Source organism: Brevundimonas sp. NPDC007368 (assembly GCF_042869015.1).
GTDB lineage: Bacteria > Pseudomonadota > Alphaproteobacteria > Caulobacterales > Caulobacteraceae > Brevundimonas.
Map to the genome: position 1 here is coordinate 277045 of NZ_JBIAFA010000006.1, position 23423 is coordinate 300467.

The window sequence follows — 23423 nt, forward strand, 5'->3', positions numbered from 1 at the left end:
TCTTACACAGTCAGGCTGCGATAGCCGCTGGACGGGGTGATGACGCCCGTCTCGTCCAGCAACTGGGCGATCTGCACGGCGTTCAGGGCCGCGCCCTTGCGCAGATTGTCCGACACAACCCAGAAGCTGAGGCCGTTCTCGACGGTCGGGTCCTTGCGGATGCGGCTGACATAGACGGCGTGCTCGCCGGCGGCGTCGACGGGGGTGATGTAGCCGTCGTGCTCCAGCTTATCGATGACCAGGACGCCTGGCGCCTCGCGCAGGATCTCGCGGGCCTCGTCCGGCTCGATCGGGCGATCGAACTCGACCGTCACGGCTTCGGAGTGGCCGACGAAGACCGGCACGCGGACGCAGGTCACGGTCAGCTTGATCGAGGGGTCGATCATCTTGTGCGTCTCGTCCCACATCTTGGCTTCCTCGTCGGTGTAGCCGTCGTCGCGGAAGGAGCCGATGTAGGGGATGACGTTGAAGGCGATCTGCTTGGGGAACTTCTTGGGCGTGGCGTCGCCCAGGCCGTAGATGGCCTTGGTCTGGTTCCACAACTCGTCCATGCCCTCCTTGCCGGCGCCCGACACGGATTGATAGGTCGAGACGACGACGCGCTTGGCCTTGGCCGCGTCATGCAGAGGCTTGAGCGCCACGACCAGCTGGGCGGTCGAGCAGTTGGGGTTGGCGACGATGTTCTTCTTGCGCGCCAGCTTGACCGCGTCGGGGTTCACTTCCGGCACGATCAGCGGCACGTCGGGGTCCATGCGGAAGGCCGAGGAGTTGTCGATGACGATGGGACCGGCCTTGCCGATCTTTTCCGACCAGGCCTTGGACACCGTGCCGCCGGCGCTCATCAGAACGACGTCCACGGTCGAGAAGTCGAACTGCTCCAGGTCCTCGCACTTCAGCGTCTTGTCGCCGAAGGCCACCTCGACGCCCTTGGATTTTCGCGAGGCGATCGCATGCATTTTATCGACCGGGAAGTTCAGCTCCTCGATGATGTTCAGCATTTCCCGGCCGACATTGCCGGTGGCGCCAACGATGGCGACGCGATAGCCCATGATGAAAATATCCTTGTAAGGGCGTTGGGGAGAAAAGCGGTTCTGCATTTGGGTCTTTCGCAGGCGCGAAGCAACCGGTTTTCGCCAAATTGCCGCTTCAGAAGGCATGAAACCGCTCCGCCTTCCCTGATCCGCCCCTTGGGGCTATGCCGCTGGGCATGACCTCCCGTATCCGAAACGCCTACGACATCCGCGTCGAAGAGGGCGTCATCGCCCCCGATCCGAAGCAGCTGGAGCTGCTGACCGCGCTGGAACGGCTGGAGGCGGACCTGGCGAAAAAGGGCCTGTTCGGCCGCCCGCCCGAGATCAGAGGCATCTACATCTGGGGTCCGCCGGGACGCGGCAAGTCGATGCTGATGGACCTCTTCTATTCGGCCACGCCCGAGCAGAAGAAGGTGCGCGCCCACTTCCACGCCTTCATGGCCCGCATCCACGATCTGGTGAAGCAGTGGCGTGAGGGCGACAGCCGCACCCGCAAGGCCGTGTTCGGGACCAGCAAGGGCGACGATCCCATCCCGCCGATCGCGGCCCTGATCGCGTCGGAGGCGCGGCTGCTGTGCTTCGACGAACTGCAGGTCACGGACATCGCCGACGCCATGATCCTGGGCCGGTTGTTCGAGGCCCTGTTCGAGAAGAGGGTGGTGCTGGCCGTCACCTCGAATCGCGCGCCGGAGGACCTCTACAAGAACGGCATCAACCGCCAGCTCTTCCTGCCCTTTATCGACATCCTCCGCGAGCGCTGCGAGATGGTGGAGACGGCCGGGGCGCGCGACTTCCGCCTGGATCGCATGGCCGGGGCGAAGGTCTGGTTCGCGCCGCTGGACGAGACGGCGCGGACGGGGTTCGAGACCCTGTGGTCGGATCTCAAGGGCGGCGAGCCGGAAGAGCCGGTCGCCCTGCCGGTGCTGGGGCGTCAGGTCCGGGTGCAGCGCACGGTCGGCGGCATGGCGCGGGCGACCTTCCACGAACTTTGCGGGTCGCCGCTGGGACCGCAGGACTATCTGGCCATCGCCCGGCGCTTCCACACCCTCTTCTTGGCCGACGTGCCGACCTTGAGCCCCGCCAACCACCACGAGGCGCGCCGTCTGGTGACGCTGATCGACGCCCTCTACGAGGCCAAGACCCGGCTGGTGGTTCTGGCCGAAGCTGAGCCCGAAGCCCTCTATGCCGAGGGCGTCGGCGCCTTCGAGTTCGAACGCACGGTGTCGCGCCTGAACGAGATGCGCAGCGCCTCGTGGCTGGAACAGAGGGGCGATAACGACGAGGCGCCAGAGCCGGTTCACGCCTGAAACTAGCCCCCTCCCCGCCGTCATCCTCGGGCTTGACCCGAGGATCGAGCGTTCAGCGGGCAGGCCGTCGAAGGGATGCGGCGCCCGGCGCGGATCATCGTCCCACGTCGCGCACACGACGGCCCGATCCTCGGGTCAAGCCCGAGGATGACGGTGGTGGGTATCGGCATCGGGTGTGGCGCACGAAAAAGGGGCCGCGCCTTTCGGCACGACCCCTTCTTCAAACTAGCGACGGGCGCTCAAGCAGCGAGCGACCGCGTCGCGAACGATAGCGCTCTTAAGCGAGGGAGCTATCAATGTCCTTACAGGCCTGGATCAGGCCGTTCACCGACTCGACCGACTTGGCGAACATGGCCTTTTCGTCGTCGTTGGTGGTGAACTCGACGATCTTCTCGACGCCGTTCGCGCCGATCAGGGCCGGGACGCCGACGTAGAGGTCCGACAGGCCGTACTCGCCCGACAGCCAGACGGCGCAGGGCAGGACGCGCTTCTGGTCCAGCAGGTAGGACTTGGCCATGGCGATGGCGGATTCAGCCGGGGCGTAGAAGGCCGAACCGGTCTTCAGCAGGGCCACGATCTCGCCGCCGCCCTTGCGGGTGCGCTCGACGATGGCGTCCAGATCAGCTTGCGACAGGAAGCCGGCGGCGACGGCGTCCGGCAGCGGCAGGCCGCCCACGGTCGAGTGGCGCACCATCGGCACCATGTCGTCGCCGTGACCGCCCAGGGTCCAGGCGTGGATGTCCTGCACCGAGACGCCGGTCTTTTCCGCCAGGAAGTAGGCGAAGCGCGCCGAGTCCAGAACGCCGGCCATGCCGACGACCTTCTCCTTGGGCAGGCCCGAGAACTTCTGCAGGGCCCAGACCATGGCGTCGAGCGGGTTGGTGATGCAGATGACGAAGGCGTTGGGGGCGTGCTGCTTGATGCCCTCGCCGACGGCCTTCATGACCTTGAGGTTGATGCCGATCAGGTCGTCGCGGCTCATGCCCGGCTTGCGCGGCACGCCGGCGGTGACGATGCAGACGTCGGCGCCCGCGATGTCGGCGTAGTCGTTGGCGCCCTTCAGGGCCACGTCCTGACCGAAGACGGCCGAGGCCTCGGCGATGTCGAGGGCTTTGCCTTGCGGCGTGCCTTCGGCGATGTCGAACAGGATGACGTCGCCCAGCGCTTCGCGCGCGGCCACGTGGGCCAGGGTTCCGCCGATCATTCCGGCGCCGATAAGGGCGATCTTCGCGCGAGCCATAGAGGTCTCTCCAGTCGATGTTGCGTGTGCGAAACGGTACTCGATGCCGGGCGGTCTAGACCCGCAGCGGAGCGGGAGCAAGCGTCGGGCGTTGCGCCTTTGGTCGGCCCCTGCGAGGGTCGCGCTGATCCAGAGGGGCACGATGACCGCCACGGAAGACGACCGACAATATGAAGCCCGAGTCCTCGGGGAAGCCGAGGCCTGGCGCGAACGCCAGCTGCGCCGCCCCGGCCTGTGGGACATGACCACGCGAGCGACGCAGGACCGGATCAACCGGATCATTCCCGAGCGGGTGCACCAGATCGTCACCTCGGGCGTCGAGCTGACGACGCGGGGCATCCTGACCGGGGCCGACTGGACCACGGCCAAGCCCCTGCTGCACGGCAGTCTTCGCAAGCGCGAAGAGCTGATCCAGACCCGCGTCGACTTCTACCGCACCACGGCCAGCGTCGAGGGCGGGGTGGTGGGGGCGGGCGGCTTCCTGCTGGCGGCGGCGGACTTTCCGGCCCTGCTGGCCATCAAGATCAAACTGCTGGCCGAGATCGGCGCCCTCTATGGCCATTCTGGCAAGAGCCTGGCTGAGCGGCTGTTTCTGCTGCGCATCTTCCAGATGGCCTTTTCCAGCGCCCGGCATCGGCCCGAAGCCCTGTCCGCGCTGGAGGCGGCGGGGCGCGGCCTGCACCAGCCCGAACGCATCCAGGACTTCGACTGGCGCAAGTTCCAGCTGGAGTACCGTGACTATATCGACCTGGCCAAGCTGGCCCAGCTGATCCCCGTCATCGGCGCGCCGGTCGGGGCCGTGGTCAACTGGCGGCTGACGACGCGGCTGGCGACGACGGCGATGAACGCCTATCGGCTGCGCTGGTTCGAGGATGAGCATCTGACATGACTGAGTTTCGCGCTGATCCCGCCTTCGAGGCCGGGTCCGTCTTCGCCGCCGACTGGCCCCTGTGCCAGGTGCGGCTGCAGGACGACGCCCGCTTCCCCTGGCTGATCCTGCTGCCCCGCGTCGAGGGCGCGGTCGAGCTGGACGACCTGAGCCGCGATCAGCGGGCGGCCCTGATGGAAGAGGTGGTGCGGGCGGGCGAGGTCGTGCGCGTCCTCGCCGAAGCGGCGGGCCGGCCCGTGGACAAGCTGAACACGGCGGCCCTGGGCAATGTCACCCGCCAGCTGCATGTCCATGTCGTGGGGCGCCGCCGCGACGACGGTCTGTGGCCCGACCCCATCTGGGGCCGCCCCGGCGCCGTGCGTCGGTCCGAGGACGATTTGGCGGCGTTGTTGCGAGCGATTCGCGAGGCCTGATCAGGAAATTGCGATCCGCAGCGCTTATCCGGTCCGGTTCGTTGACACCCGGCCTTTGCGGTCACTAAAGCCTATCGCACTGCAACCGGACCTGTTTTTCCACAGGTTTTTTGAGAACCATTCGCATGTCGAACCTTCCCCAGGGTGCGGGCGACCCCACTGGCCGCTACGTCCGCCATCCCAATGGCCATGTGGCGCCGATGTCGCCCTTCACCGACGTCTGGCGGTGGCACGTGACCATGACGGCCTCCATCCTGTTCCGCGTCACCATCGGCGCGGCCACTGTCGGCGCCGTCCTGCTGCTGGCCTGGGTCGCGGCGGTCGCCGCTGGACCTGAAGCCTACGCCAAGGTTCTGGCCTGCTCGGCCTCGCCGTTCGGCCTCTTCATCTGGTTCGGCCTGTCGCTGGTGGTCTTCTCCTTCCTGCTGAACGGCGCCCGCCACCTGATCAACGACGCCGGCAAGGGCCTTGATCTGAAGTCCGCCAATCTGATGGCCAACATCGCGGTCTGGGGCCCCCTGGTCCTGACCGTCCTGTTCTGGGTCGTCCTGTTCGCCGCCGGAAAGGTTTCGCTGTGAGCGCCGCCCCCAAGTTCAAGAACCATGTGAAGGTCTCCGAGCGCCACGGCGCCGGTGAATGGAAGATCGAGAAGCTGGCCCTTCTGGCCCTGATGCCGCTGGGCCTGTGGGTCCTGTCGTCGGGCTTCACCCTGGCCGGCGCCGGTTATGAGGCCGTGGTCGCCTGGTTCGGCAACGCCCTGAACACTGGCCTGCTGGCCGTGACGGCCATCGTCTTCTTCCTGTTCGCCAGCCTGGCCTGGAAGGTGATCATCGAGGACTACGTCCCGACGCCCTCGGCCCGGACGACCCTGATCAACCTGTCGAACCTCGTCTTCCTCGTGCTGGCTGCCGCCAGCATCTTCTTCATCGTGCGTGTGGCGATGGGCTCCGCCCCGCTGCCCGCCGGAGTCTGATCCCGTCATGGCTGCTTACGAGCTTATCGATCACGAATACGACGTCGTCGTCGTCGGCGCGGGCGGTTCGGGCCTGCGCGCGGCCCTCGGCGCCGCCCAGCAGGGCCTGAAGGTCGCCTGCGTCACCAAGGTCTTCCCCACCCGCTCGCACACGGTCGCGGCGCAGGGCGGCATCTCGGCCTCGCTGGGCAATATGGGCGAGGACAGCTGGCAGTGGCACATGTACGACACCGTCAAGGGGTCGGACTGGCTGGGTGACCAGGACGCCATCGAATACCTGGTCCGTAACGCGCCCAAGGCCGTCTACGAGCTGGAACACTGGGGCGTGCCCTTCAGCCGCACCGAAGAAGGCAAGATCTACCAGCGCGCCTTCGGCGGCATGACCCGCAACTTCGGCGAAGGCCCTGTGCAGCGCACCTGCGCCGCCGCCGACCGCACCGGTCACGCCATCCTGCACACCCTGTACGGCCAGTCGGTTCGTCGCGAAGTGAAGTTCTTCGTCGAATACTTCGCCCTGGACCTGATCATGCAGGACGGCGCCTGCACCGGCGTCACCGCGCTTCAGCTCGACACCGGCCAGATGCACCAGTTCCGCGCCAAGATGGTGGTGCTGGCGACCGGCGGTTACGGCCGCGCCTACTTCTCGGCCACCTCGGCCCACACCTGCACCGGCGACGGCAACGCCATGGTGCTGCGCGCCGGCCTGCCGCTGCAGGACATGGAGTTCGTGCAGTTCCACCCGACCGGCATCTATGGCGCCGGCTGCCTGATCACCGAGGGCGCCCGCGGCGAGGGCGGCTATCTGACCAACTCGGAAGGCGAGCGCTTCATGGAGCGCTATGCGCCGACCGTGAAGGACTTGGCCCCGCGCGACATGGTTTCGCGCTCCATGACCATCGAGATCCGCGAAGGCCGCGGCGTCGGTCCGAACAAGGACCACATCTTCCTGCACCTGGACCACCTGGATCCCAAGATCCTGCACGCGCGCCTGCCGGGCATTTCGGAATCGGCCAAGATCTTCGCCGGCGTCGACGTGACCAAGGAGCCGATCCCGGTCCTGCCGACCGTCCACTACAACATGGGCGGCATCCCGACCAACTATCACGGCGAGGTGCTGACGCTGCGCGACGGCAACCCCGACAGCGTGGTTCCGGGCCTGATGGCCGTGGGCGAAGCCGCCTGCGTTTCGGTGCACGGCGCCAACCGTCTGGGCTCCAACTCCCTGACCGACCTGGTGGTGTTCGGCCGCGCCGTCGGCCTGCGCTGCGGTGAAGTCGTCGACAAGGCCTCGGCCGTGCCGGCTGCGCCCAAGGCGACCACTGACGCCCACCTGGCCCGCCTCGACCGCTTCCGCAACGCCTCGGGTTCGACCCCGACCGCCAAGCTGCGCCTCGAGATGCAGCGCGCCATGCAGTCGGACGCCGCCGTCTTCCGCACCGGCAAGACCCTGGACGAAGGCGTCCAGAAGCTGCGCTCGATCGACGCCGCCGGCGCCGACATCAAGACCACGGATCGCGGCCTGATCTGGAACACGGATCTGATGGAGACGCTGGAGTACGACAACCTGATCGCTCAGGCCCTCGTGACCATCGAAGGCGCGGCCAACCGCACGGAATCGCGCGGCGCCCACGCTCGCGAGGACTTCCCGGATCGCGACGACGTCAACTGGATGAAGCACACCCTGGCCTGGAAGCGCCCGGGCGAAGGCGTCCAGATCGATTACCGCCCGGTGCACAAGTACACGATGACCGACGACGTCTCGTACATCGAGCCCAAGGCTCGGGTTTACTAAGGGAGAGCAGACAGATGGTTCAACTCACCCTCCCGCGCGGCTCCAAGCCCACGACCGGCAAGGTCCACAAGGCCCCGGCCGGCGCCAAGAACGTCAAGACCTACAAGGTCTATCGCTACGACCCCGAAACGGATTCCGATCCGCGCTGGGACAGCTTCGAGGTCTCGTCCGACGATCACGGCCCGATGCTTCTGGACGCCCTGATCCACATCAAGAACGAGATCGACCCGACCCTGTCCTTCCGTCGCTCGTGCCGTGAAGGCATCTGCGGCTCGTGCTCGATGAACATCGACGGCCGCAACACCCTGGCCTGCACCAAGGGCATGGACGAGTGCTCGTCGCACAACATCACCATCGCCCCCCTGCCCCACCAGCCGGTAGTCAAGGACCTGGTGACGGACCTGTCGCTGTTCTACGCCCAGTACGACTCGATCCAGCCCTACCTCCAGTCCGACCAGCCGGATCCGGAGACCGAGCGTCTGCAGTCGCCCGCCGACCGCGAGAAGCTGGACGGTCTGTACGAGTGCATCCTTTGCGCCTGCTGCTCGACCTCCTGCCCCAGCTACTGGTGGAACCAGGAAGAATACCTCGGCCCGGCGGCCCTGCTGCAGTCCTACCGCTGGATCTCGGACAGCCGCGATGACGCGACCCAGAAGCGCCTCGACGACCTCGAGGACCCTTTCAAGCTGTATCGCTGCCACACGATCATGAACTGCGCCCAGGTCTGCCCCAAGGGGCTGAACCCGGCCAAGGCGATCGCCGAGACTAAAAAGCTGATGGTGGCCCCCAGCCGCAAGCGCGCGGCGGCCTGAGGCTTTCCGCCTAACGATCCGAACAGCCCCCGGCGCCGTCAGGCTCCGGGGGTTTTTCATGCGCGCCGCCCGCCGGGGCTTGCCTCCGGCGCAGGCGAGGCTAAGACGCCTGCATGGCCAAGATCACCTACATCGAGCACGACGGCACCGAGCACACGGTCGAGGTCAAGAACGGCCTATCCGTCATGGAAGGCGCGATCCGCAACAATGTGCCGGGCATCGACGCCGACTGCGGCGGCGCCTGCGCCTGCGCCACCTGCCACGTCTATGTTGACGAGGCCTTCGCCTCGGAAACGGGCCGTCCTTCGGCCATGGAGGAGTCGATGCTCGACTTCGCCGAGAACGTCGAGCCGAACAGCCGCCTGTCCTGCCAGATCCGCGTCAGCGACGACCTGGACGGCCTGATCGTGCGCCTGCCGCAAAGCCAGCACTGACATGGTCGACGCCCGGCTGCTGGACGCGGTCGGGGCCTTGATCAACGCCCATGCGCGGTCGAGGCATGTCCCGCTAATCGGGATCGCCGGATCACAAGGCTCGGGCAAGACCACTCTGGCTCGCGCCGCCGCCGAACGGTTCGGTGCGGCGCATCTGTCGCTGGACGACGTCTATCTGACCAAGGCCGAGCGCGAGGCCAAGGGCAGGGCGATCCATCCCCTGTTCACCGTGCGTGGCCCGCCTGGCACCCATGATCTGAGGCTGCTGGAGGCGACAGTGGAGGCCCTGCGCGCCGCCGGTCCCGCCAGCCGCACAGTGCTTCCCGCCTTCGACAAGCTGGCCGATGATCGCCGCCCCGAGGCCGAGGGGCCTGTGTTCACGGGCCGCCCGTCGGCGGTTCTGATCGACGGCTGGTGTCTGGGGGCCACGGCTCAGGCGGGGGCGGAACTGGTCGCGCCGATCAACGTCCTCGAGCGCGAACGGGACGGGCAGGGGGTCTGGCGCCGCGCCGTCAACGCCGAACTGGCCGGACCCTATGCCGAGGCTTTTGCCCGCTTCGACGCCGTCCTGTTCCTGAAGGCGCCATCGTTTGACGCCGTGCTGGACTGGCGTTGCGAACAGGAGGCTGGGCTTCTGGACCTGCATCCGGGCGACCTGCGGCCCGAACGTCGCGCCGAACTGGCCGTCTTCATCCAGGCCTTCGAGCGCATCACCCGCCATATGCTGGCGGGCGGGGTGCGAGCGGATGTGGCCATCGCGCTGGACAAGGATCGGCGCCCTTTCTTTTCCTGATCAGAAGACAAGAAAAAAGGGCGGGACCTTTCGATCCCGCCCTTCTGCCGTCTTGGCCTTGGTTGGCTTGGACTTAGAAGTCCATGCCGCCCATGCCGCCCATGCCGCCCATGTCGGGGGCGCCGCCGGCGCCGCCCTTCTTGGGCGCGTCAGCGATGGCGGCTTCCGTCGTGATCATGATGCCGGCGACCGAGGCGGCCGACTTCAGAGCCGAACGGACGACCTTGGCCGGGTCGATCACGCCCATCTGGACGAGGTCGCCGTACTCTTCGGTCTGGGCGTTGAAGCCGAACGAGGCGTCGGTCGAGTCCATGACCTTGCCGACCACGATCGAGCCTTCGACGCCCGAGTTTTCCGAGATCTGACGGATCGGAGCCTGCAGGGCGCGACGGACGATGGCGATGCCGGCGTTCTGATCGGCGTTGGAGCCCTTCAGGTCGACCAGCTTCTTGGAGGCTTGGAGCAGGGCCACGCCGCCGCCCGGGACGATGCCTTCATCGGCAGCGGCGCGGGTTGCGTTCAGGGCGTCGTCGACGCGGTCCTTCTTTTCCTTCACTTCGACTTCGGTCGAACCGCCGACGCGCAGGACGGCGACGCCGCCGGCCAGCTTGGCCAGACGCTCTTGCAGCTTCTCGCGGTCGTAGTCCGAGGTGGTGTCCTCGATCTGACGCTTGATCTGGCCGACGCGAGCCTCGATGCCGTCCTTCTCGCCCGAACCTTCGACGATGGTGGTGTCGTCCTTGGTGATCTGGACCTTCTTGGCCTTGCCGAGCATGTCGAGGGTGACGGTCTCAAGCTTGATGCCGAGGTCTTCCGAGATGACCTGGCCGCCCGTCAGGATGGCGATGTCTTCCAGCATGGCCTTGCGGCGGTCGCCGAAGCCCGGAGCCTTGACGGCGGCGACGCGCAGGCCGCCGCGCAGCTTGTTGACCACCAGGGTGGCCAGGGCTTCGCCTTCGATGTCCTCGGCGATGATCAGCAGGGGACGGCCCGACTGAACCACGGCTTCCAGCACCGGCAGCATGGGCTGCAGCGAGGTCAGCTTCTTCTCGTGGAGCAGGATGAGGGGCTCTTCGAGGGCGACCTCCATCTTGTCGGCGTTGGTGATGAAGTAGGGCGACAGGTAGCCGCGGTCGAACTGCATGCCTTCGACGATGTCGACGGTGGTTTCAGCCGTCTTGGCTTCTTCAACCGTGATGACGCCTTCGTTGCCGACCTTGGCCATGGCCTGGGCGATCAGGGCGCCGATTTCTTCATCGCCGTTGGCCGAGATGGTGCCGACCTGGGCGATTTCGGAGTTGTTGGCGACGGGCTTGGAGATCGACTTCACTTCGTCCAGGGCCACGGCGACGGCCTGGTCGATGCCGCGCTTCAGGTCCATCGGGTTCATGCCGGCGGCGACGGCCTTCAGGCCCTCTTGCACGATGGCCTGAGCCAGGACGGTGGCGGTGGTGGTGCCGTCGCCCGCGTTGTCGTTCGCCTTGGAGGCGACTTCGCGGATCATCTGGGCGCCCATGTTCTCGAAGGCGTCTTCCAGCTCGATTTCCTTGGCGACCGAGACGCCGTCCTTGGTCGAGCGCGGGGCGCCGAAGGACTTCTGGATCACGACGTTGCGGCCCTTCGGACCCAGGGTCACCTTGACGGCGTCAGCCAGGACGTTGACGCCCTTCAGCATCTTGTCGCGGGCGTCGGTGTTGAATTTTACGATCTTGGCGGCCATTGCGGGCTGCTCCTGTCTTTATGCGTATGTTCTGGACGATGAGGACGGACGTCGGGTGCTTTATGCCGACGCGAATATCTGAGCCCGGCGCGTTGCGCCGGACCGATTTCGCTTAGGACAGCACGCCCAGGACGTCGGATTCCTTCATGATGATCAGGTCTTCGCCGTCGATCTTCACTTCCGTGCCCGACCACTTGCCGAACAGGATGCGGTCGCCGGCCTTCAGTTCCAGAGCGACGTGCTTGCCGTCTTCGTCACGGACGCCCGGGCCCACGGCGACGACTTCGCCTTCCTGGGGCTTTTCCTTGGCCGTGTCGGGGATGATGATCCCGCCCTTGGTCTTGGATTCTTCTTCCACGCGCTTGACCAGCACGCGATCGCCGAGCGGACGAAACGCCATCGGACTTCTCCCTCTTAAACCCCCGAAGCGGGGCGTTCTGAAATGGTGGGCGGCCCCCTGGCGGTCGCCGCTTTGGCAGCCGACCGTCAAGAGTGCTAACGCATCGGGCAAGTAGGAGGGCGGCTGCGGGGCGTCAAGGCGAGGGCGGCGAAACATCGCCCGATTTTGGCCTGTTGACTCCAAGAACTTTAAATTACAAAGTTCATTGTCTTCGTGAAACCCAAGGGGCCGCCCGGGCTCCGGTCACGAGAGGAGGAGAGAGAAATGCAAGCGGTTCAAAAGGCGGCCCTGGCCGCCGCCCTGTCGTCCCTGGTGCTGGCGGGGGCCGGTTCGGCCCTGGCCGGGGATGTCGTCATCACCGTCACCGGCGTTCAGGCGCGCGGCGGCGACCTGCTGGTCGGGCTGCAGACCTCGGCCCAGTTCCTGAAGCACGAGGGCGACCACGGCGAGATCATCAAGTCGCCGGTCGCCGGAACCCGGGTCGTGACCCTGAAGGACGTGCCGCCGGGCGACTATTCCGTCTCGGTCCTGCACGACATGAACGGCGATCAGCAGATGGCCCTGGCGAACGGCATGCCCGCCGAGGGCTGGGCCATGTTCCGCGGCGAGACCCTGAGGGCGGCCCCGACCTTTGACCGGGTCAAGTTCACCGTGCCGGCGAGCGGCGACGCGCGGGTCAGCGTGGCCATGCAGTATCCGGCGGGACGCTAACGCCGCGCCGTCGAGGCTCTCGACCTGCGGGTCGGGAGCCCGGTTGGCGATGCTCCAAGATGACTTGAATATGAACGGGACCCCTTGGGGTCGTTCAGCGGGGCCTCTCTAGAAAGGGGACAACGGATCAACCGGCTTTCGAAAGGAGCCCCGACATGAAGACCATTTCCAAGATCGGCGTCGGCGCGATCGCTCTGACGATGCTGGCCACGACCCCCGCCGCCGCCCAGTCCTATCGCGACCGAGATCGCGACAACACCGGCCGTGACGCCGTGCTGGGCGCCGTCGTCGGCGGCGTCGCCGGGGCCATCATCGGCCAGGGCGACGGTCGCTACATCGCCGGCGGCGCCCTGGCGGGCGCCGGTCTGGGCGCGGTGGCCTCGGACAGCGACCGCGACGGCTGCAACTATTATCGCGGCGGCCGCTGCTACCGGAACCAGGGCCACTGGGAGCGCGATCACGGCATCAACAGCCGCGACGGCTACTACAACGGCCGCTATGAGCGGAACGACGGCCGCTACTACCGCGACGGCCGCTACTGGCGGAACCACGGCGAGTGGCGCAGCCACCAGAACCGCCGCGACCGCGACTACCGCTACGACCGCCGCTGGTAGGTTCTGGCGCTGAAACTAAGGAAGGCCCGGCGGCGACGTCGGGCCTTTTTCGTGCCCGGCGTCAGCGGACGCCGATGCTCAAGGTGTAGTTGGCGTGCTCGTCCCGGCGGGCGGCGTTGCGCATCAGATAGACCCGCACGACGTAGTCGCCGCTGGACGGCAGGCGGTCCGTGAACTGATTGCCAGAGGTCGATCCGATGAACAGGGCCTCGTCCGCACCCTGTCGGGCGACGTTGAAATAGGCCGAGGTGTTGGTGGGCTGCAGCCGGACGTTCAATGTCTGGCCCGCGCGCGCGCTCAGGACGTAGTCGACCGTGTCATAGCCGTGGATGTTGCCGTGCAGGGCGGCGGACGAGGCGCCGCGCGCGAACTGCACCCGCTCGGTGCGTGAATGGTCCTGGGCGACGGCGGGCAGGGTCAGTGCGCCGACAAGGGCGGCGATAAAGAAGGGCTTGAACATCGGGCTTCCTGATTGAGTCCGGGGAACGACGACGCCGACGCCGGGGTTCCCGTCGCCTAAGCCGCGGCCCGCGCCTTGCCGATCAGGCCCAGGTGGGTGATCCCGAAGCTGTCCGGCGACTTGAGGCCGTAGCCGAGAGCGCGGTCGAAGCCCACGTGGGCCAGCCAGATCAGGGCGAGGGCGACGGGCAGTCCCCCGCCGGTCAGCCCGCCTGTCGCCGCCAGCAACAGCGGGCCGATCAGGCTGTGGGCCAGATTATAGGCCCAGGCGCCGACCCGCGGCCCCGCCAGGTAGCCGAGAAAGGACAGGTCGGGGGTCAGGAAGAGGACGGCGAACAGCAGCCAGCCCTCGCCGAACCGGGCATAGACCAGCACCGAGACGGCCAGCAGGGCCAGACCTTCCAGCCTCTGCCAGAGCGGCGCGACGACGGTCACTTCAGCAGCCGGGTCAGCAAGGCCGCGGTCGAGGGGTCGAGCTCGGGCGAGGGGGCCCCCGCCGCCACGTCCTTGAGCACCGCCTTGGCCAGAACCTTGCCCAGTTCGACGCCCCACTGGTCGAAACTGTTGATGTCCCAGATCACCCCCTCGACGAAGGTCTTGTGCTCGTAAAGCGCGATCAGGGCGCCCAGGGTCTGCGGCGTCAGGCGGTCCATGAGGACGGCGGTCGAGGGCCGGTTGCCGGGGAAGGTCTTGTGCGGGGCCAGGCGGTCGGCCTCGGCTTCGGATGCGCCCGAGGCGATCAGTTCGGCGCGGGCCTGGGTCTCGGTCTTGCCCTGCATCAGGGCCTGGCCTTGGGCCAGGGCGTTGGCCCAGAGCGGGGCCTCCGAGGTCATTCCGTCGGTCGAGGCGACGATGACGAACTCGGCCGGGACCACCTGCGGCCCCTGATGGATCTGCTGGAAGAAGGCGTGCTGGCCGTTGGTGCCCGGCTCGCCGAAGACGACGGGGCAGGTCTGGCGGCCGACAGGCGAGCCGTCGCGGCGCACCCGCTTGCCGTTCGACTCCATCTCCAGCTGCTGCAGGAAGGCCGGCAGGCGGCGCAGGCCGTGGGCGTAGGGGGCCACGGTGCGCGCGGGGCGGTGCAGGCCGTCGACATTGTAGATCTGGGCCATAGCCAGCAGAACCGGGGCGTTGGCCTCGAGCGGGGCTTCGAGGAAGTGCCGGTCCAGTGCGGCGGCGCCGTCGAGGAAGCCCTGGAAGACGTCCCAGCCCAGACCGATGACGCACGACAGGCTGACCGCCGACCACAGGGAATAGCGCCCGCCGACCCAGTCGCGAAAGGCGAAGGTGCGGCCGCAACCGAAGGCGGCGGCCTTTTCCGGCGCGGCGGTGACACCGATGAAATGCCGGTCCATGCCTTCGGCGGGCAGGGCGGCGGCCAGCCAGGCCCGGGCGACCTCGGCGTTGGCCAGGGTCTCCTGGGTGGTGAAGGTCTTGGAGACGACCACGACCAGGGTCGAGGCCGGATCGAGCCCGGACAGGGCCTCGGCCATGTCGCGTGAGTCGACATTGGCGACGAACCGCACCTCGATGGCCGGATCGAGCGGGCGCAGGGCGTCCCAGATCAGGCGCGGCCCCAGGTCCGAGCCGCCGATCCCGATATGGACCACAGCCTTGAAGGGGCGGCCGGTGGCGCCCGTCTCGATGCCGGACCGAACGGCGTGGGCGTAGTCGCGCATCTGGCCGCGCACGGCGTCGACCTCGGCCGAGACCGGCTCGCCCAGGGCGTGGAAGGCCGCCCCGACGGGCGCGCGCAGGGCGGGGTGCAGCACGGCCCGCCCCTCGGTGAAGTTGATGGCCTCGCCGCCGAACATCTCGCCACGGGCCGAAGGGACCTGCGCGGCGCGGGCCAGGGCCAAGGCGGCGTCGAAGCCCGCGCGGGTCCAGCTCTGCTTGGACAGGTCGAGATGCAGGCCGGCGGCGTCCACGGTCAGCCGCGACAGGCGGGCGGGGTCGGCGGCGAACTGATCACTGATGCGGGCGTCGGCGTCGCGGCGCGCCACGGCTTCCAGTTCGGTCCAGGCGGCGTGCGGCATCGACGGCTCCCCCCATCGCCGTCCCGTGGTCTGGTACGGCGTTTGCAAGTCTTTGTTTATGGCTCAGGCCTAGAAGAGTTCAATCAATGGCCCGGTCAACATGGGTTTCCGTGTGGAAATTCTCTCGACCCGGCCGCCAGTGAGAAGGGATGCCCATGTCCTGCGGACTGATCCTCGCCGCCGTGCTGATGCTCAGCGATCCGTCCGTGGCTGAAGCCGCGGCCCAGCCGCCTGTCGCCGCGGACGCGCCGGTTTCGGTGGCGCACGAGCCCCTGTTCGCCGATCTGGTCACGCGCTCGGGGTCGCTGAAAGCCATCGTCGACGGCTGGATCGCCTCCGGCGAGGCGGACGGTCAGGGCTTCTTCGCCGGCGCCGCCTTCACCGGCTTCAAGGCGCAGACGGTCGAACTGGCCGAACGCGACATGCAGGGCCATCTGGTGCTGAAAGACCGCGGCACGGATAATGATTTGAAATGCATCCTGCGCGGCATCTCGGAAGACATGCCCAAGAAGGTCGCCGCCCTTGAAGCCGCCCCCAACCCCGCCGAGCGCAAGGTCGCGCTGGAAGAACTGGCCTATCTGCTGAACGACAACGTCGAGGTCATCACCTCGCCGCCTCGCCCGGCGGCGTAGCCGCCCGGCGAGGGTTCTCTTTTTTGGGGCCTATCGCCCTTCGGGCTGCTTGAGGCGCATGCTCTTGGGGCCTACCGCCCCTTGGGCTGCTTGAGGCCCTGACAGATGTGAGCTTGAGGCGCCGCCTCAGCTCTCCACGGTCTCCGGATACTTGATCGCGCAGCCGTAGGGCTGGGCGAAGGCGGCTTGAACGGGACGGCCGGCCTTGGCGTCGGCCAGGGCGGCGCGGACGAAGTTGTTCGCGCCTTCCAGATCCTCGACCTTGTTGGTGGGCCGGTCGTCGATGCCGCCGACGAAGATCAGCCGGCCTTCGGGATCGATGATGCGCATGTCCGGCGTGGTCTTGGCGTCATAGCGCTTGCCCACCTCGCCGGTCGGATCCAGCAGCAGATGGGTGAAGGCGGCCTTGTGCTTGGCCTTCCAGGCCTTCGCCTCTTCGCCCTCGACGAAGCCCTGGGTTCCGGGAGCGGAGGAGATGATGGTCAGCCAGACCACGCCGTCGGCGGTCGCATCGCGCTGCAGGGCCTGCATGGCGCCGCTGTAGTGCTTCTTCACGAAGGGGCAGCCCTCGTTGGTCCATTCCAGCACCACCGTCTTGCCCTTGAAGTCGGCCAGCGAATGCTGAACGCCCTCGCCGTCGACCAGGGTGAAGGCCGGGGCCATGTCGCCCGGCCCGGCGACGGCGGCGGTTTCGGTTGCGGCGGGCGCGGCCTTGTCGGGCTCGGCGGCGGGCTGCTGCTGGCAGGCGGCGAGCAGGAGAAGCGAGGCGGAAGCGACGGTCAGAATACGGATCATCGGATGGTCTCCTTCAGTGAATGTCAGCGGGCGGCGTCTTTCAGAGCGTCGACGACGGTTCCCTCGGTCAGAAGCTGCGGCAGGATGCGCGGCCCGGTTCGGCCCGGCGCATAGAGCAGATAGAGCGGCACCCCCGAGCGGCCGTGACGTTGCAGCTCGGCGGTGATGGCGTCGTCGCGACGGGTCCAGTCGCCGACCAGATAGACCGCGTTCGCCGCCTGCATCGCCTCGGCGGTGCGGGGCGAGGACAGGGCCGCGCCCTCGTTGATCTTGCAGGTGACGCACCAGTCGGCGGTGAAGTTGACCAGAACCGGGCGGCCTTCGGCCAGGGCGGCTTGCACGGCCTGTTCCGACCAGGGCTGTGACGGCAGATGGGCGGAGGAGGCGGCGCCGTCGGTCGAGGCCGGCGCGGCGCGGGCGGCCAGGACGCCGAGGCCGAGCGCCGCGATCAAGGACAAGGCGGCGGCGATGGCGGCGAGGCGGCCCTTGCCGGGCGCGGCCTGCGAACGGCCCCAGAGCCACAGGGCCAGGGCCAGCATCAGGCCCGCGCCGAACAGCAAGGCGAGCGCGTCAGACGTCTGGCGGCCATAGACCCAGGCCAGCCACAGGGCGGCGCCGTACATGGGGAAGGCCAGGAGGTTCCGAAGCGTCTCCATCCACGGACCGGGTCTGGGCAGGCGCGACAGAAGACGCGGGCTGAGGCTGATCAGGACATAGGGCAGGGCCAGGCCGAGGCCGAGCATCAGGAAGACCGCGAGCGCCATCGGCCAGGGCATCAGCAGGGCGGCGCCCAGGGCGAAGGCCATGAAGGGGGCCGTGCAGGGGGCGGCCACAACCACGGCCAGAACGCCGGTGAAGAAGGCGCCGGCGGCGCCCGGCAGGCGGGCCAGCGGACCGTGCCCTGCGCCTTGCAGGCCCGCGCCGATCTGGAAGACGCCCGACAGGTTCAGGGCCACGGCCAGCATCAGCAGGGCCAGGGCGGCGACCACGCCCGGCGATTGCAGCTGGAAGCCCCAGCCGAGCGCTTGGCCGCCCGCGCGCAGGGCCAGAAGGACCCCGGCCAGGATCAGGAAGGTGGCCAGCACGCCGGCGAGGAAGGCCAGGCCGTCGCGGCGGGCCTCGGCCGGTTCGTGGGCTGAACGGCTGAGCGCCGCCGCCTTCATCGCCAGGATGGGGAAGACGCAGGGCATGAGGTTGAGGATCAGTCCGCCCAGAAGGGCGAAGAGGGCGGCCTGAAGGAAGGCGACCGGCGCCGTGGACGAGGCGGAGGCTTGCGCCGCTTCGCCGTCGCCGAGCGCGCCCTCGCCCGAGGCGCCGGGCAGGACGGCGCCCTGTTCCGCCGAAATCTCCCAGGCGCCGAGATCGGTCGACAGGACCCCCGCCAGCGGCGGCTTCAGACCGTTGGCGGCGAGGCCGCGCCCGGGGGCGAGGGTCAGGGTCAGGCCCTGTGCGCCGCGCTGGCCGGTCTGGGCGGCGGCGTGGTCGATGATCCCGCCCTCGAAAGGGAAGAAATAGGCCCATTTCGGCGTGGCGCCCGCCAGCGGCCCGCCGACGGCGCTGAGGGTCAGCCGGCCGTCGGCGAAGGCGGCGCGGGCCTCGATCCCGGCGGGACGGGGGGCCGAGGCGACCACGGCCTGAATGGCCTGGCCGTAGCGCGGGTCCAGCGGGGCCGCGCTGTCGCGCACCGGCAGGCTGAGGGCCAGATCGAGGTCCTCGGGCACGCACATCTCGTCGCTGCAGACGTAGAAGTGGGCGGCGACGCGCAAGGACAGCGTCTGGCCCGGCTGCATCGAGCCGGGAATCTGAAGCGAAACGGGCAGGAGGACCGCGTCCGAATAGCCGTAGTTCATCAGGCTCTGCAGCCGCTGGCGCTCGGGCAGGGGCCAGAGGATGTCGCCGGGGATGACGCCGTCGGGCAGGTTCCAGCTGAGCGTCGTCGGGCCGCCGGAATCCCCCTGATTGCGCCAGTAGGTATGCCAGCCCGGCTTGATCTTCTGACGCACGGCGACGATCGCCGTCGCGCCGGGCGTGGCCCAGGCGCTCATGGGGACCAGCTCGGCCTCGATCCTTTCGGTGCGCTGCGTCCCGGAAGCCATGGGGGCGGCCCCGGCCTTCAACGCCTGCTCCAGCGCCGTCTGAGCCGGGGCGGCGACGGCGGCGGCGGTGAAGGTCAGCCAGACGAGAAGGGCGGCGAGAAGACGCAAGGGGCGACACCGGGCGACGAAGAACAGGCGGCGACCTTAACCGCCGAACCGCCCGACAGCCACCGTGCCGCGCCGCAAGAAGAGGGACGCGCTGACGCAGCCTCGCGAAAGCCCTGGACGCCTAGCGCCGCGGCTGGGCCTGGATCAGCACCTCGGTGCGGCGGCGCAGGGGGTCGTTGACGCCGTTGACCACCGCGCCCTCGGCGCCGGCGGCGGCGATCTCGAAGGCGGGGGCGGGCAGGCCGGCGACGGCCAGGGCCTCGGCCACCGAACGGGCGCGGCGCTCGGACAGCGACTGGTTGGAGGCGGGGGTGCCGGTGCGGGCGTCGGCCAGACCCAGAACCTGGACCTTGGTCACATCGCAGCCCTGAAGCTGGGTGGCCGTCAGGCTGATGGCCTCGCGTGCGGCGGTGGTGAGACGGGCCTGGTCCTGATCGAAATAGACTTCGAACCGCTTGGCGCCGCAGGCGGCGGGATTGCTGACCAGATCGCTGCGCTTCTTGAAGACGCCGGGCGTGGAACAGCCCGCCAGCAACGCCAGGGTCAGTCCAGCCGCGATGATCGGGAGGATCGGTTTCATCATTCAGCCCCTCGACAAGGCGCCCAGCCCCGGGCGCGCACATTTCACGTCAGCAAAAAGGGCGGCCCGCACCAACGGACCGCCCCTTGAACCTGACCCGAAAAACCGTCGGGCGCCAGTGTCGTCTTAGTAGCGACGCTGGCCGTTTTCCCAGTAGCATTCGGTCTGGCGGTTATCGTAGCAGTAGTAATAACGGCCCTGGTTGTCGCGATAGCGCTGCTGGTTGTTGCGGTCCTGGCTGGAGCCGCGGATGGCGCCGGCCGCGCCGCCGGCGAGGGCGCCGATGGCCGCGCCGGTGGCTGCGTTGCCGCCGCCGACGTTGTTGCCGATGATGGCGCCGGCGACGGCGCCGATGCCGGCTCCGATCGCGCCTTGACGCACGGTTTCGTTGCTGCCGCCGCCGTAATACGGGTCGCTGGCGCAGGCGGTGACCAGGAGGCCGGCGCCGGCGATGGCGATGATCGCCTTGTTCATGGATCTGTCCTTCATGCCAAGGGGGCTCCCCTGAAGCCTGAAGAACGCAGGTGAAACGGGGCGGTTCCGGGGCGACGGCGACAAGCTTCACATTATTTTGTTCGCCGTCTGCGGTTTGGCGGAACCGGGCCGGGAAACGAGGCGTTCGCCGACCATGATCGACGTTTCCTCTGAAACGGGCGCGCCGGTAGATGCGCCCGAGACGCCCCGTCTTACGCCTCATGTCCCGATGAAGAGGGTGACCATACTGGTCAATCCCCTGTCCGGCGGGGTCGGACCGCAAGCCGCGGACGAAGCCGAGGCTATTCTGTCGGTCTATGATTTCGAGGCGACCGTGGTGGTTCTGGAAGGCGACCGGATCCCTGACCAGATCGCCGCGGCGCTGGAGGCCCGACCCGACGTCCTGTTCGTCCTGGCCGGAGACGGCACGGCGCGCTCGGTGGCGACGCGGGCCGGGGCCAAGGGGCCGCTGGTGGCGCCCCTGCCGGGCGGGACGATGAACATGCTGCCCAAGGCGCTATACGGCACGGGCGACTGGAAGCTGGCCCTGCGACGCGCGCTGGAGGAGGGCGCCCCCCTGGCGGTCTCCGGCGGGGTGGTGGAGGGCGAGGCCTTTTACTGCGCGGCCATTCTGGGGGCGCCGGCCCTGTGGGCGCCCGCGCGCGAGGCGATCCGGACCGGCAAGCTGAAACAGGCCTGGATGCACGGGCGTCGGGCGCTGAAGCGCGCCTTCAGCGGCCATATCCGTTTCAGCCTTGACGGCGGCGCCCGGCGTCGGGCCGAGGCCCTGGTTCTGATCAGCCCGATGATCTCCAAGGCCATGGACGAGCCGGTGGGGCTGGAGGCGGCGGCGATGACCACCTCCGACGCGGCCCAGGCTTTCGGCCTGGCGGCGCGGGCCCTGTTCGACGACTGGCGCCATGATCCCAACGTAACGACCCAGCCGGCGCGTCGGATCAGCGTTGCGGCGCGTTCGAAGATTCCGGCGGTGATCGACGGCGAACCCATGCTGCTGGGCCGCGACGCCAGCATCAGCTTCCTGCCGCGCGCCTTCATGGCCCTGGCGCCCCGACCGCCGGCGGCCGAGGACAGCGTCTGATGGGGCGGGTCCTGCAGTTCTCGGACGTGCATTTCGGTTGCGAGCATCAACACGCCGTCGCCGCCGCCCTGGAGTATGCGCACGCCACGCCCCACGACCTGGTCCTGATCACCGGGGACATCACCCAGCGCGGGCTGCCGGCCGAGTTCGCGGCGGCGGGCGACTGGGTGCGGGCCATGCCCCAGCCGGTCTTCGTCACCGTGGGCAATCACGACGTGCCCTACTGGGACGTGATGGCGCGGTTGTTCTGGCCGTGGCGAGCGTTCGAGAGGGCGACCGGCCATCCGGCCCATGATCACGAGTTCAAGCACCCCGACCTGATGGTGCGCGGCGTGACCACGGCGCGCGGCTGGCAGGCCCGGCCCAACTGGTCCAAGGGCGTCATCGACCTGGACCAGACGCGTCGGGCGGCCGAGGCCCTGCGCCACGCCCCGATCGGGGCGCTGCGGATCCTCGCCTGCCACCATCCCCTGATCGAGATGATCGGCGCGCCGATGACCGGTGAGGTCAAGCGCGGCGACAAGGCGGCGCTGATCTTCGCCGAGGCGGGGGTGGACCTGATCGCCACGGGCCATGTCCATGTGCCGTTCGCTCTCGGCATCGATCTGTCGGATCGCTGTTCCTACGCCATCGGCTGCGGGACCCTGTCGCATCGCGAGCGCGGGGCGCCGCCCAGCTTCAACCGGATCGAGTGGGACGCGAAGGAGATCGTGGTCACGGCGGTGGTCTGGACCGGCAAGCGGTTCGAGGATCATCAGACCTGGCGTCTGCCGCGCCGTCAGGACACGCGTCGGGTCGAGACCGCGCCCGATCCGGCGACGCCCGGCGAAATGGAAGCCGCCGCTCTTTGAGACAGATACGAAAAGGCCCCGACGGATCGTCGGGGCCTCTTGTTTTTTCACGTGAAACGCGACGTCAGATGCGCGGGCCGCGTCCGCGCATGCCGCCCACCACCAGCGAGACCACGAACAGAATCACGGCGATGATGGCGATGAATTTGGCGATCTCGAACGACATGCCCGAGATTCCGCCGAAGCCCAGAACAGCAGCGACCAGGGCGACGATGAAGAAAATGATGGCCCAGCGAAGCATGGACGACCCTCCGAAACAGTGTTGAAGAGAGCAAAACCATCGACCCCTCCCGTCGACCGTTCCGCCTGACTTAACAACGCCTCGGAGGCTTGGCCGTTCCGATCTTTTATCGGCGTCGCGGCCGGCTTTTTTCAGTAAAGGCCGCCGCCACCATGGTGGCCAGGGCCGGGTTGCGCAGGAAGATGAAGCCGCCGGCCAAGGCCGCGGCTACGCCCAGAATGGGCCGTTCCTGGAACAGGTGGAAGGCGCGCACGCCCAGACTCTCGGGCTCCTGTTCCTCTTCATCGTCCTCGCCCTGCGCGCGGCGCACGAAGACCAGGGCGATGATCAGGGCGACGACCGCGAACAGAGCCGAGGTGATGGCCGCCGCCGCCAGAGGCACGACGACCAGCGCCAGCAGATAATAGACCGTGGCGCCCAGGGCGACCATGGCCACGAAGCCCGCGCCGGCGGCGACAAAGGTCGCCACCGCGCGGTTGATCAGCCCCCGCCCGATCATCAGCGGCGACGACCGGCGATGAGCAGGCCCAGGACGAAGCCGACGCCGAGGGCGATGGCGGTCGACTGCACCGGACGCTCCTGCACGCGTTCGACGACATAGCGCTGGGCTTCCTCGAAGCGCTCGGCGGCTTCGTCGTAATACTCCCGGCCGCGCACGCGGGCGTCGTCATAGTAGCCGCGGGCCTTCTCGCGCAGCTCGTCGCCCTGCTCGCGCAGGCGGGCCTCGGCGGCGGCGGCCTTTTCCTTCAGGCGCTGCGTTTCCTCGCGCGCGCCGGTCTTCAGATCCTCCTTGAGGGTCTTGAGATCGTTCTTGATGTCTTCCCGAGCCTTGGTCGTGGCCATGATGCGCGCTCCGCTTCTGTGTAAGCTTGACGATTAAATAGAGAACCCCCGCCCCGAACGCCACACCGACGACCAAGGTT

At 68.0% G+C, this 23423-nt stretch carries 28 protein-coding genes; 14 read left to right on the forward strand and 14 right to left on the reverse strand.

What is annotated here, in order from left to right:
* Nucleotides 1-2 precede the first annotated feature (2 nt).
* On the reverse strand, nucleotides 3-1049 hold the full coding sequence (locus tag ACFYLW_RS14770; RefSeq protein ID WP_312064880.1) for an aspartate-semialdehyde dehydrogenase: 1047 nt from the start codon (nucleotides 1047-1049) through the stop codon (nucleotides 3-5).
* Between the two features lie 158 nt (nucleotides 1050-1207).
* On the opposite strand from ACFYLW_RS14770, the gene zapE reads away from it, so the two are divergent.
* Complete coding sequence (gene zapE / locus ACFYLW_RS14775) at nucleotides 1208-2338, forward strand: cell division protein ZapE (RefSeq protein WP_312064879.1); 1131 nt, start codon at nucleotides 1208-1210, stop codon at nucleotides 2336-2338.
* Between the two features lie 277 nt (nucleotides 2339-2615).
* Here zapE and mdh read toward each other — a convergent pair whose 3' ends face one another.
* On the reverse strand, nucleotides 2616-3578 hold the full coding sequence (gene mdh, locus ACFYLW_RS14780; RefSeq protein ID WP_312064878.1) for a malate dehydrogenase: 963 nt from the start codon (nucleotides 3576-3578) through the stop codon (nucleotides 2616-2618).
* Between the two features lie 142 nt (nucleotides 3579-3720).
* On the opposite strand from mdh, the gene ACFYLW_RS14785 reads away from it, so the two are divergent.
* The 8 genes from ACFYLW_RS14785 (at nucleotide 3721) to ACFYLW_RS14820 (ending at nucleotide 9684) form a co-directional block, all read left to right on the forward strand.
* Nucleotides 3721-4467, forward strand: coding sequence for an EcsC family protein (locus tag ACFYLW_RS14785; RefSeq protein WP_312064876.1), 747 nt, complete (start codon nucleotides 3721-3723; stop codon nucleotides 4465-4467).
* Nucleotides 4464-4880, forward strand: a complete 417-nt coding sequence (locus ACFYLW_RS14790; RefSeq protein ID WP_312064874.1) for an HIT domain-containing protein — start codon at nucleotides 4464-4466, stop codon at nucleotides 4878-4880. Before ACFYLW_RS14785 ends, ACFYLW_RS14790 begins: the two co-directional genes overlap by 4 nt.
* Before the next feature lie 200 nt (nucleotides 4881-5080).
* Nucleotides 5081-5458, forward strand: a complete 378-nt coding sequence (gene sdhC, locus ACFYLW_RS14795; RefSeq protein ID WP_292085674.1) for a succinate dehydrogenase, cytochrome b556 subunit — start codon at nucleotides 5081-5083, stop codon at nucleotides 5456-5458.
* Complete coding sequence (locus tag ACFYLW_RS14800; RefSeq protein WP_312064872.1) at nucleotides 5455-5853, forward strand: succinate dehydrogenase; 399 nt, start codon at nucleotides 5455-5457, stop codon at nucleotides 5851-5853. The genes sdhC and ACFYLW_RS14800 overlap by 4 nt, the downstream gene beginning before the upstream one ends.
* Before the next feature lie 7 nt (nucleotides 5854-5860).
* Nucleotides 5861-7645 carry a succinate dehydrogenase flavoprotein subunit gene (sdhA, locus tag ACFYLW_RS14805; RefSeq protein WP_312064870.1) on the forward strand — a complete coding sequence of 595 codons (1785 nt, stop codon included), beginning with the start codon at nucleotides 5861-5863 and terminating at the stop codon, nucleotides 7643-7645.
* Between the two features lie 14 nt (nucleotides 7646-7659).
* Nucleotides 7660-8457, forward strand: a complete 798-nt coding sequence (locus ACFYLW_RS14810; RefSeq protein ID WP_312064868.1) for a succinate dehydrogenase iron-sulfur subunit — start codon at nucleotides 7660-7662, stop codon at nucleotides 8455-8457.
* Between the two features lie 113 nt (nucleotides 8458-8570).
* On the forward strand, nucleotides 8571-8891 hold the full coding sequence (locus ACFYLW_RS14815; RefSeq protein ID WP_312064867.1) for a 2Fe-2S iron-sulfur cluster-binding protein: 321 nt from the start codon (nucleotides 8571-8573) through the stop codon (nucleotides 8889-8891).
* Between the two features lies 1 nt (nucleotide 8892).
* Nucleotides 8893-9684, forward strand: a complete 792-nt coding sequence (locus tag ACFYLW_RS14820) for a kinase (protein WP_312064866.1) — start codon at nucleotides 8893-8895, stop codon at nucleotides 9682-9684.
* Between the two features lie 73 nt (nucleotides 9685-9757).
* Here the strand turns inward: ACFYLW_RS14820 and groL are convergent, their stop codons facing one another.
* Both groL and groES read right to left on the reverse strand, forming a co-directional pair.
* Nucleotides 9758-11404 carry a chaperonin GroEL gene (gene groL, locus ACFYLW_RS14825; protein ID WP_292084948.1) on the reverse strand — a complete coding sequence of 549 codons (1647 nt, stop codon included), beginning with the start codon at nucleotides 11402-11404 and terminating at the stop codon, nucleotides 9758-9760.
* Nucleotides 11405-11516: 112 nt separating this feature from the next.
* Entirely contained in the window at nucleotides 11517-11804 is a 288-nt protein-coding gene (gene groES / locus ACFYLW_RS14830; protein ID WP_003167913.1) for a co-chaperone GroES, read from the reverse strand.
* 264 nt (nucleotides 11805-12068) lie between these two features.
* Between groES and ACFYLW_RS14835 the strand changes: the two genes are divergently transcribed.
* Nucleotides 12069-12515: a DUF2141 domain-containing protein gene (locus ACFYLW_RS14835; RefSeq protein ID WP_312064862.1), complete on the forward strand. Its 447-nt coding sequence runs from the start codon at nucleotides 12069-12071 to the stop codon at nucleotides 12513-12515.
* A 155-nt stretch (nucleotides 12516-12670) separates the two neighbouring features.
* Nucleotides 12671-13129, forward strand: coding sequence for a hypothetical protein (locus tag ACFYLW_RS14840; protein ID WP_292084951.1), 459 nt, complete (start codon nucleotides 12671-12673; stop codon nucleotides 13127-13129).
* A 61-nt stretch (nucleotides 13130-13190) separates the two neighbouring features.
* On the opposite strand, the gene ACFYLW_RS14845 is transcribed toward ACFYLW_RS14840, so the two are convergent.
* Genes ACFYLW_RS14845 through pgi form a run of 3 tightly spaced genes read right to left on the reverse strand, consistent with a single transcriptional unit; the run spans nucleotide 13191 to nucleotide 15624 of the window.
* Nucleotides 13191-13589, reverse strand: coding sequence for a hypothetical protein (locus ACFYLW_RS14845; RefSeq protein ID WP_312064861.1), 399 nt, complete (start codon nucleotides 13587-13589; stop codon nucleotides 13191-13193).
* Nucleotides 13590-13645: 56 nt separating this feature from the next.
* A complete protein-coding gene (locus ACFYLW_RS14850) occupies nucleotides 13646-14023 on the reverse strand; it encodes a DUF4260 domain-containing protein (protein WP_292084953.1) in 378 nt (125 codons plus the stop codon).
* A complete protein-coding gene (gene pgi / locus ACFYLW_RS14855; protein ID WP_312064860.1) occupies nucleotides 14020-15624 on the reverse strand; it encodes a glucose-6-phosphate isomerase in 1605 nt (534 codons plus the stop codon). The genes ACFYLW_RS14850 and pgi overlap by 4 nt, the downstream gene beginning before the upstream one ends.
* 149 nt (nucleotides 15625-15773) lie before the next feature.
* Between pgi and ACFYLW_RS14860 the strand changes: the two genes are divergently transcribed.
* The gene (locus tag ACFYLW_RS14860; protein WP_312064858.1) at nucleotides 15774-16256 is read left to right on the forward strand and encodes a hypothetical protein; all 483 of its coding nucleotides are present in this window, start codon (nucleotides 15774-15776) and stop codon (nucleotides 16254-16256) included.
* Nucleotides 16257-16382: 126 nt separating this feature from the next.
* Here ACFYLW_RS14860 and ACFYLW_RS14865 read toward each other — a convergent pair whose 3' ends face one another.
* The 4 genes from ACFYLW_RS14865 to ACFYLW_RS14880 all read right to left on the reverse strand — a co-directional run bounded on the left by ACFYLW_RS14865 (nucleotide 16383) and on the right by ACFYLW_RS14880 (nucleotide 20309).
* Entirely contained in the window at nucleotides 16383-17051 is a 669-nt protein-coding gene (locus ACFYLW_RS14865; protein ID WP_312064857.1) for a redoxin domain-containing protein, read from the reverse strand.
* A 23-nt stretch (nucleotides 17052-17074) separates the two neighbouring features.
* Nucleotides 17075-19255: a thioredoxin family protein gene (locus ACFYLW_RS14870; RefSeq protein ID WP_313471864.1), complete on the reverse strand. Its 2181-nt coding sequence runs from the start codon at nucleotides 19253-19255 to the stop codon at nucleotides 17075-17077.
* A 121-nt stretch (nucleotides 19256-19376) separates the two neighbouring features.
* Nucleotides 19377-19835, reverse strand: a complete 459-nt coding sequence (locus tag ACFYLW_RS14875) for an OmpA family protein (RefSeq protein WP_292084961.1) — start codon at nucleotides 19833-19835, stop codon at nucleotides 19377-19379.
* Nucleotides 19836-19961: 126 nt separating this feature from the next.
* Nucleotides 19962-20309, reverse strand: a complete 348-nt coding sequence (locus tag ACFYLW_RS14880; RefSeq protein ID WP_292084963.1) for a YMGG-like glycine zipper-containing protein — start codon at nucleotides 20307-20309, stop codon at nucleotides 19962-19964.
* A gap of 154 nt (nucleotides 20310-20463) precedes the next feature.
* On the opposite strand from ACFYLW_RS14880, the gene ACFYLW_RS14885 reads away from it, so the two are divergent.
* Together ACFYLW_RS14885 and ACFYLW_RS14890 are read left to right on the forward strand one after the other, a co-directional pair.
* A complete protein-coding gene (locus ACFYLW_RS14885; RefSeq protein WP_312064990.1) occupies nucleotides 20464-21408 on the forward strand; it encodes a diacylglycerol kinase family protein in 945 nt (314 codons plus the stop codon).
* On the forward strand, nucleotides 21408-22259 hold the full coding sequence (locus ACFYLW_RS14890; RefSeq protein WP_312064989.1) for a metallophosphoesterase: 852 nt from the start codon (nucleotides 21408-21410) through the stop codon (nucleotides 22257-22259). Before ACFYLW_RS14885 ends, ACFYLW_RS14890 begins: the two co-directional genes overlap by 1 nt.
* A 64-nt stretch (nucleotides 22260-22323) precedes the next feature.
* On the opposite strand, the gene ACFYLW_RS14895 is transcribed toward ACFYLW_RS14890, so the two are convergent.
* The 3 genes from ACFYLW_RS14895 to ACFYLW_RS14905 all read right to left on the reverse strand — a co-directional run bounded on the left by ACFYLW_RS14895 (nucleotide 22324) and on the right by ACFYLW_RS14905 (nucleotide 23343).
* Nucleotides 22324-22500 carry a DUF1328 domain-containing protein gene (locus tag ACFYLW_RS14895; RefSeq protein WP_105562042.1) on the reverse strand — a complete coding sequence of 59 codons (177 nt, stop codon included), beginning with the start codon at nucleotides 22498-22500 and terminating at the stop codon, nucleotides 22324-22326.
* A 106-nt stretch (nucleotides 22501-22606) separates the two neighbouring features.
* Nucleotides 22607-22999 carry a phage holin family protein gene (locus tag ACFYLW_RS14900; RefSeq protein WP_312064987.1) on the reverse strand — a complete coding sequence of 131 codons (393 nt, stop codon included), beginning with the start codon at nucleotides 22997-22999 and terminating at the stop codon, nucleotides 22607-22609.
* Complete coding sequence (locus tag ACFYLW_RS14905; RefSeq protein WP_292084970.1) at nucleotides 22999-23343, reverse strand: YqjD family protein; 345 nt, start codon at nucleotides 23341-23343, stop codon at nucleotides 22999-23001. Before ACFYLW_RS14905 ends, ACFYLW_RS14900 begins: the two co-directional genes overlap by 1 nt.
* Nucleotides 23344-23423 lie beyond the last annotated feature (80 nt).

Bases quoted from the DNA above. Each gene is read 5' to 3' on its own strand.
- ACFYLW_RS14770 (WP_312064880.1), bottom strand. From the start codon at position 1,049: ATGGGCTATCGCGTCGCCATCGTTGGCGCCACCGGCAATGTCGGCCGG.
- zapE (WP_312064879.1), top strand. From the start codon at position 1,208: ATGACCTCCCGTATCCGAAACGCCTACGACATCCGCGTCGAAGAGGGC.
- mdh (WP_312064878.1), bottom strand. From the start codon at position 3,578: ATGGCTCGCGCGAAGATCGCCCTTATCGGCGCCGGAATGATCGGCGGA.
- ACFYLW_RS14785 (WP_312064876.1), top strand. From the start codon at position 3,721: ATGACCGCCACGGAAGACGACCGACAATATGAAGCCCGAGTCCTCGGG.
- ACFYLW_RS14790 (WP_312064874.1), top strand. From the start codon at position 4,464: ATGACTGAGTTTCGCGCTGATCCCGCCTTCGAGGCCGGGTCCGTCTTC.
- sdhC (WP_292085674.1), top strand. From the start codon at position 5,081: ATGTCGCCCTTCACCGACGTCTGGCGGTGGCACGTGACCATGACGGCC.
- sdhA (WP_312064870.1), top strand. From the start codon at position 5,861: ATGGCTGCTTACGAGCTTATCGATCACGAATACGACGTCGTCGTCGTC.
- ACFYLW_RS14810 (WP_312064868.1), top strand. From the start codon at position 7,660: ATGGTTCAACTCACCCTCCCGCGCGGCTCCAAGCCCACGACCGGCAAG.
- ACFYLW_RS14815 (WP_312064867.1), top strand. From the start codon at position 8,571: ATGGCCAAGATCACCTACATCGAGCACGACGGCACCGAGCACACGGTC.
- ACFYLW_RS14820 (WP_312064866.1), top strand. From the start codon at position 8,893: ATGGTCGACGCCCGGCTGCTGGACGCGGTCGGGGCCTTGATCAACGCC.
- groL (WP_292084948.1), bottom strand. From the start codon at position 11,404: ATGGCCGCCAAGATCGTAAAATTCAACACCGACGCCCGCGACAAGATG.
- groES (WP_003167913.1), bottom strand. From the start codon at position 11,804: ATGGCGTTTCGTCCGCTCGGCGATCGCGTGCTGGTCAAGCGCGTGGAA.
- ACFYLW_RS14835 (WP_312064862.1), top strand. From the start codon at position 12,069: ATGCAAGCGGTTCAAAAGGCGGCCCTGGCCGCCGCCCTGTCGTCCCTG.
- ACFYLW_RS14840 (WP_292084951.1), top strand. From the start codon at position 12,671: ATGAAGACCATTTCCAAGATCGGCGTCGGCGCGATCGCTCTGACGATG.
- ACFYLW_RS14845 (WP_312064861.1), bottom strand. From the start codon at position 13,589: ATGTTCAAGCCCTTCTTTATCGCCGCCCTTGTCGGCGCACTGACCCTG.
- pgi (WP_312064860.1), bottom strand. From the start codon at position 15,624: ATGCCGCACGCCGCCTGGACCGAACTGGAAGCCGTGGCGCGCCGCGAC.
- ACFYLW_RS14860 (WP_312064858.1), top strand. From the start codon at position 15,774: ATGCCCATGTCCTGCGGACTGATCCTCGCCGCCGTGCTGATGCTCAGC.
- ACFYLW_RS14865 (WP_312064857.1), bottom strand. From the start codon at position 17,051: ATGATCCGTATTCTGACCGTCGCTTCCGCCTCGCTTCTCCTGCTCGCC.
- ACFYLW_RS14875 (WP_292084961.1), bottom strand. From the start codon at position 19,835: ATGAAACCGATCCTCCCGATCATCGCGGCTGGACTGACCCTGGCGTTG.
- ACFYLW_RS14880 (WP_292084963.1), bottom strand. From the start codon at position 20,309: ATGAACAAGGCGATCATCGCCATCGCCGGCGCCGGCCTCCTGGTCACC.
- ACFYLW_RS14885 (WP_312064990.1), top strand. From the start codon at position 20,464: ATGATCGACGTTTCCTCTGAAACGGGCGCGCCGGTAGATGCGCCCGAG.
- ACFYLW_RS14890 (WP_312064989.1), top strand. From the start codon at position 21,408: ATGGGGCGGGTCCTGCAGTTCTCGGACGTGCATTTCGGTTGCGAGCAT.
- ACFYLW_RS14895 (WP_105562042.1), bottom strand. From the start codon at position 22,500: ATGCTTCGCTGGGCCATCATTTTCTTCATCGTCGCCCTGGTCGCTGCT.
- ACFYLW_RS14900 (WP_312064987.1), bottom strand. From the start codon at position 22,999: ATGATCGGGCGGGGGCTGATCAACCGCGCGGTGGCGACCTTTGTCGCC.
- ACFYLW_RS14905 (WP_292084970.1), bottom strand. From the start codon at position 23,343: ATGGCCACGACCAAGGCTCGGGAAGACATCAAGAACGATCTCAAGACC.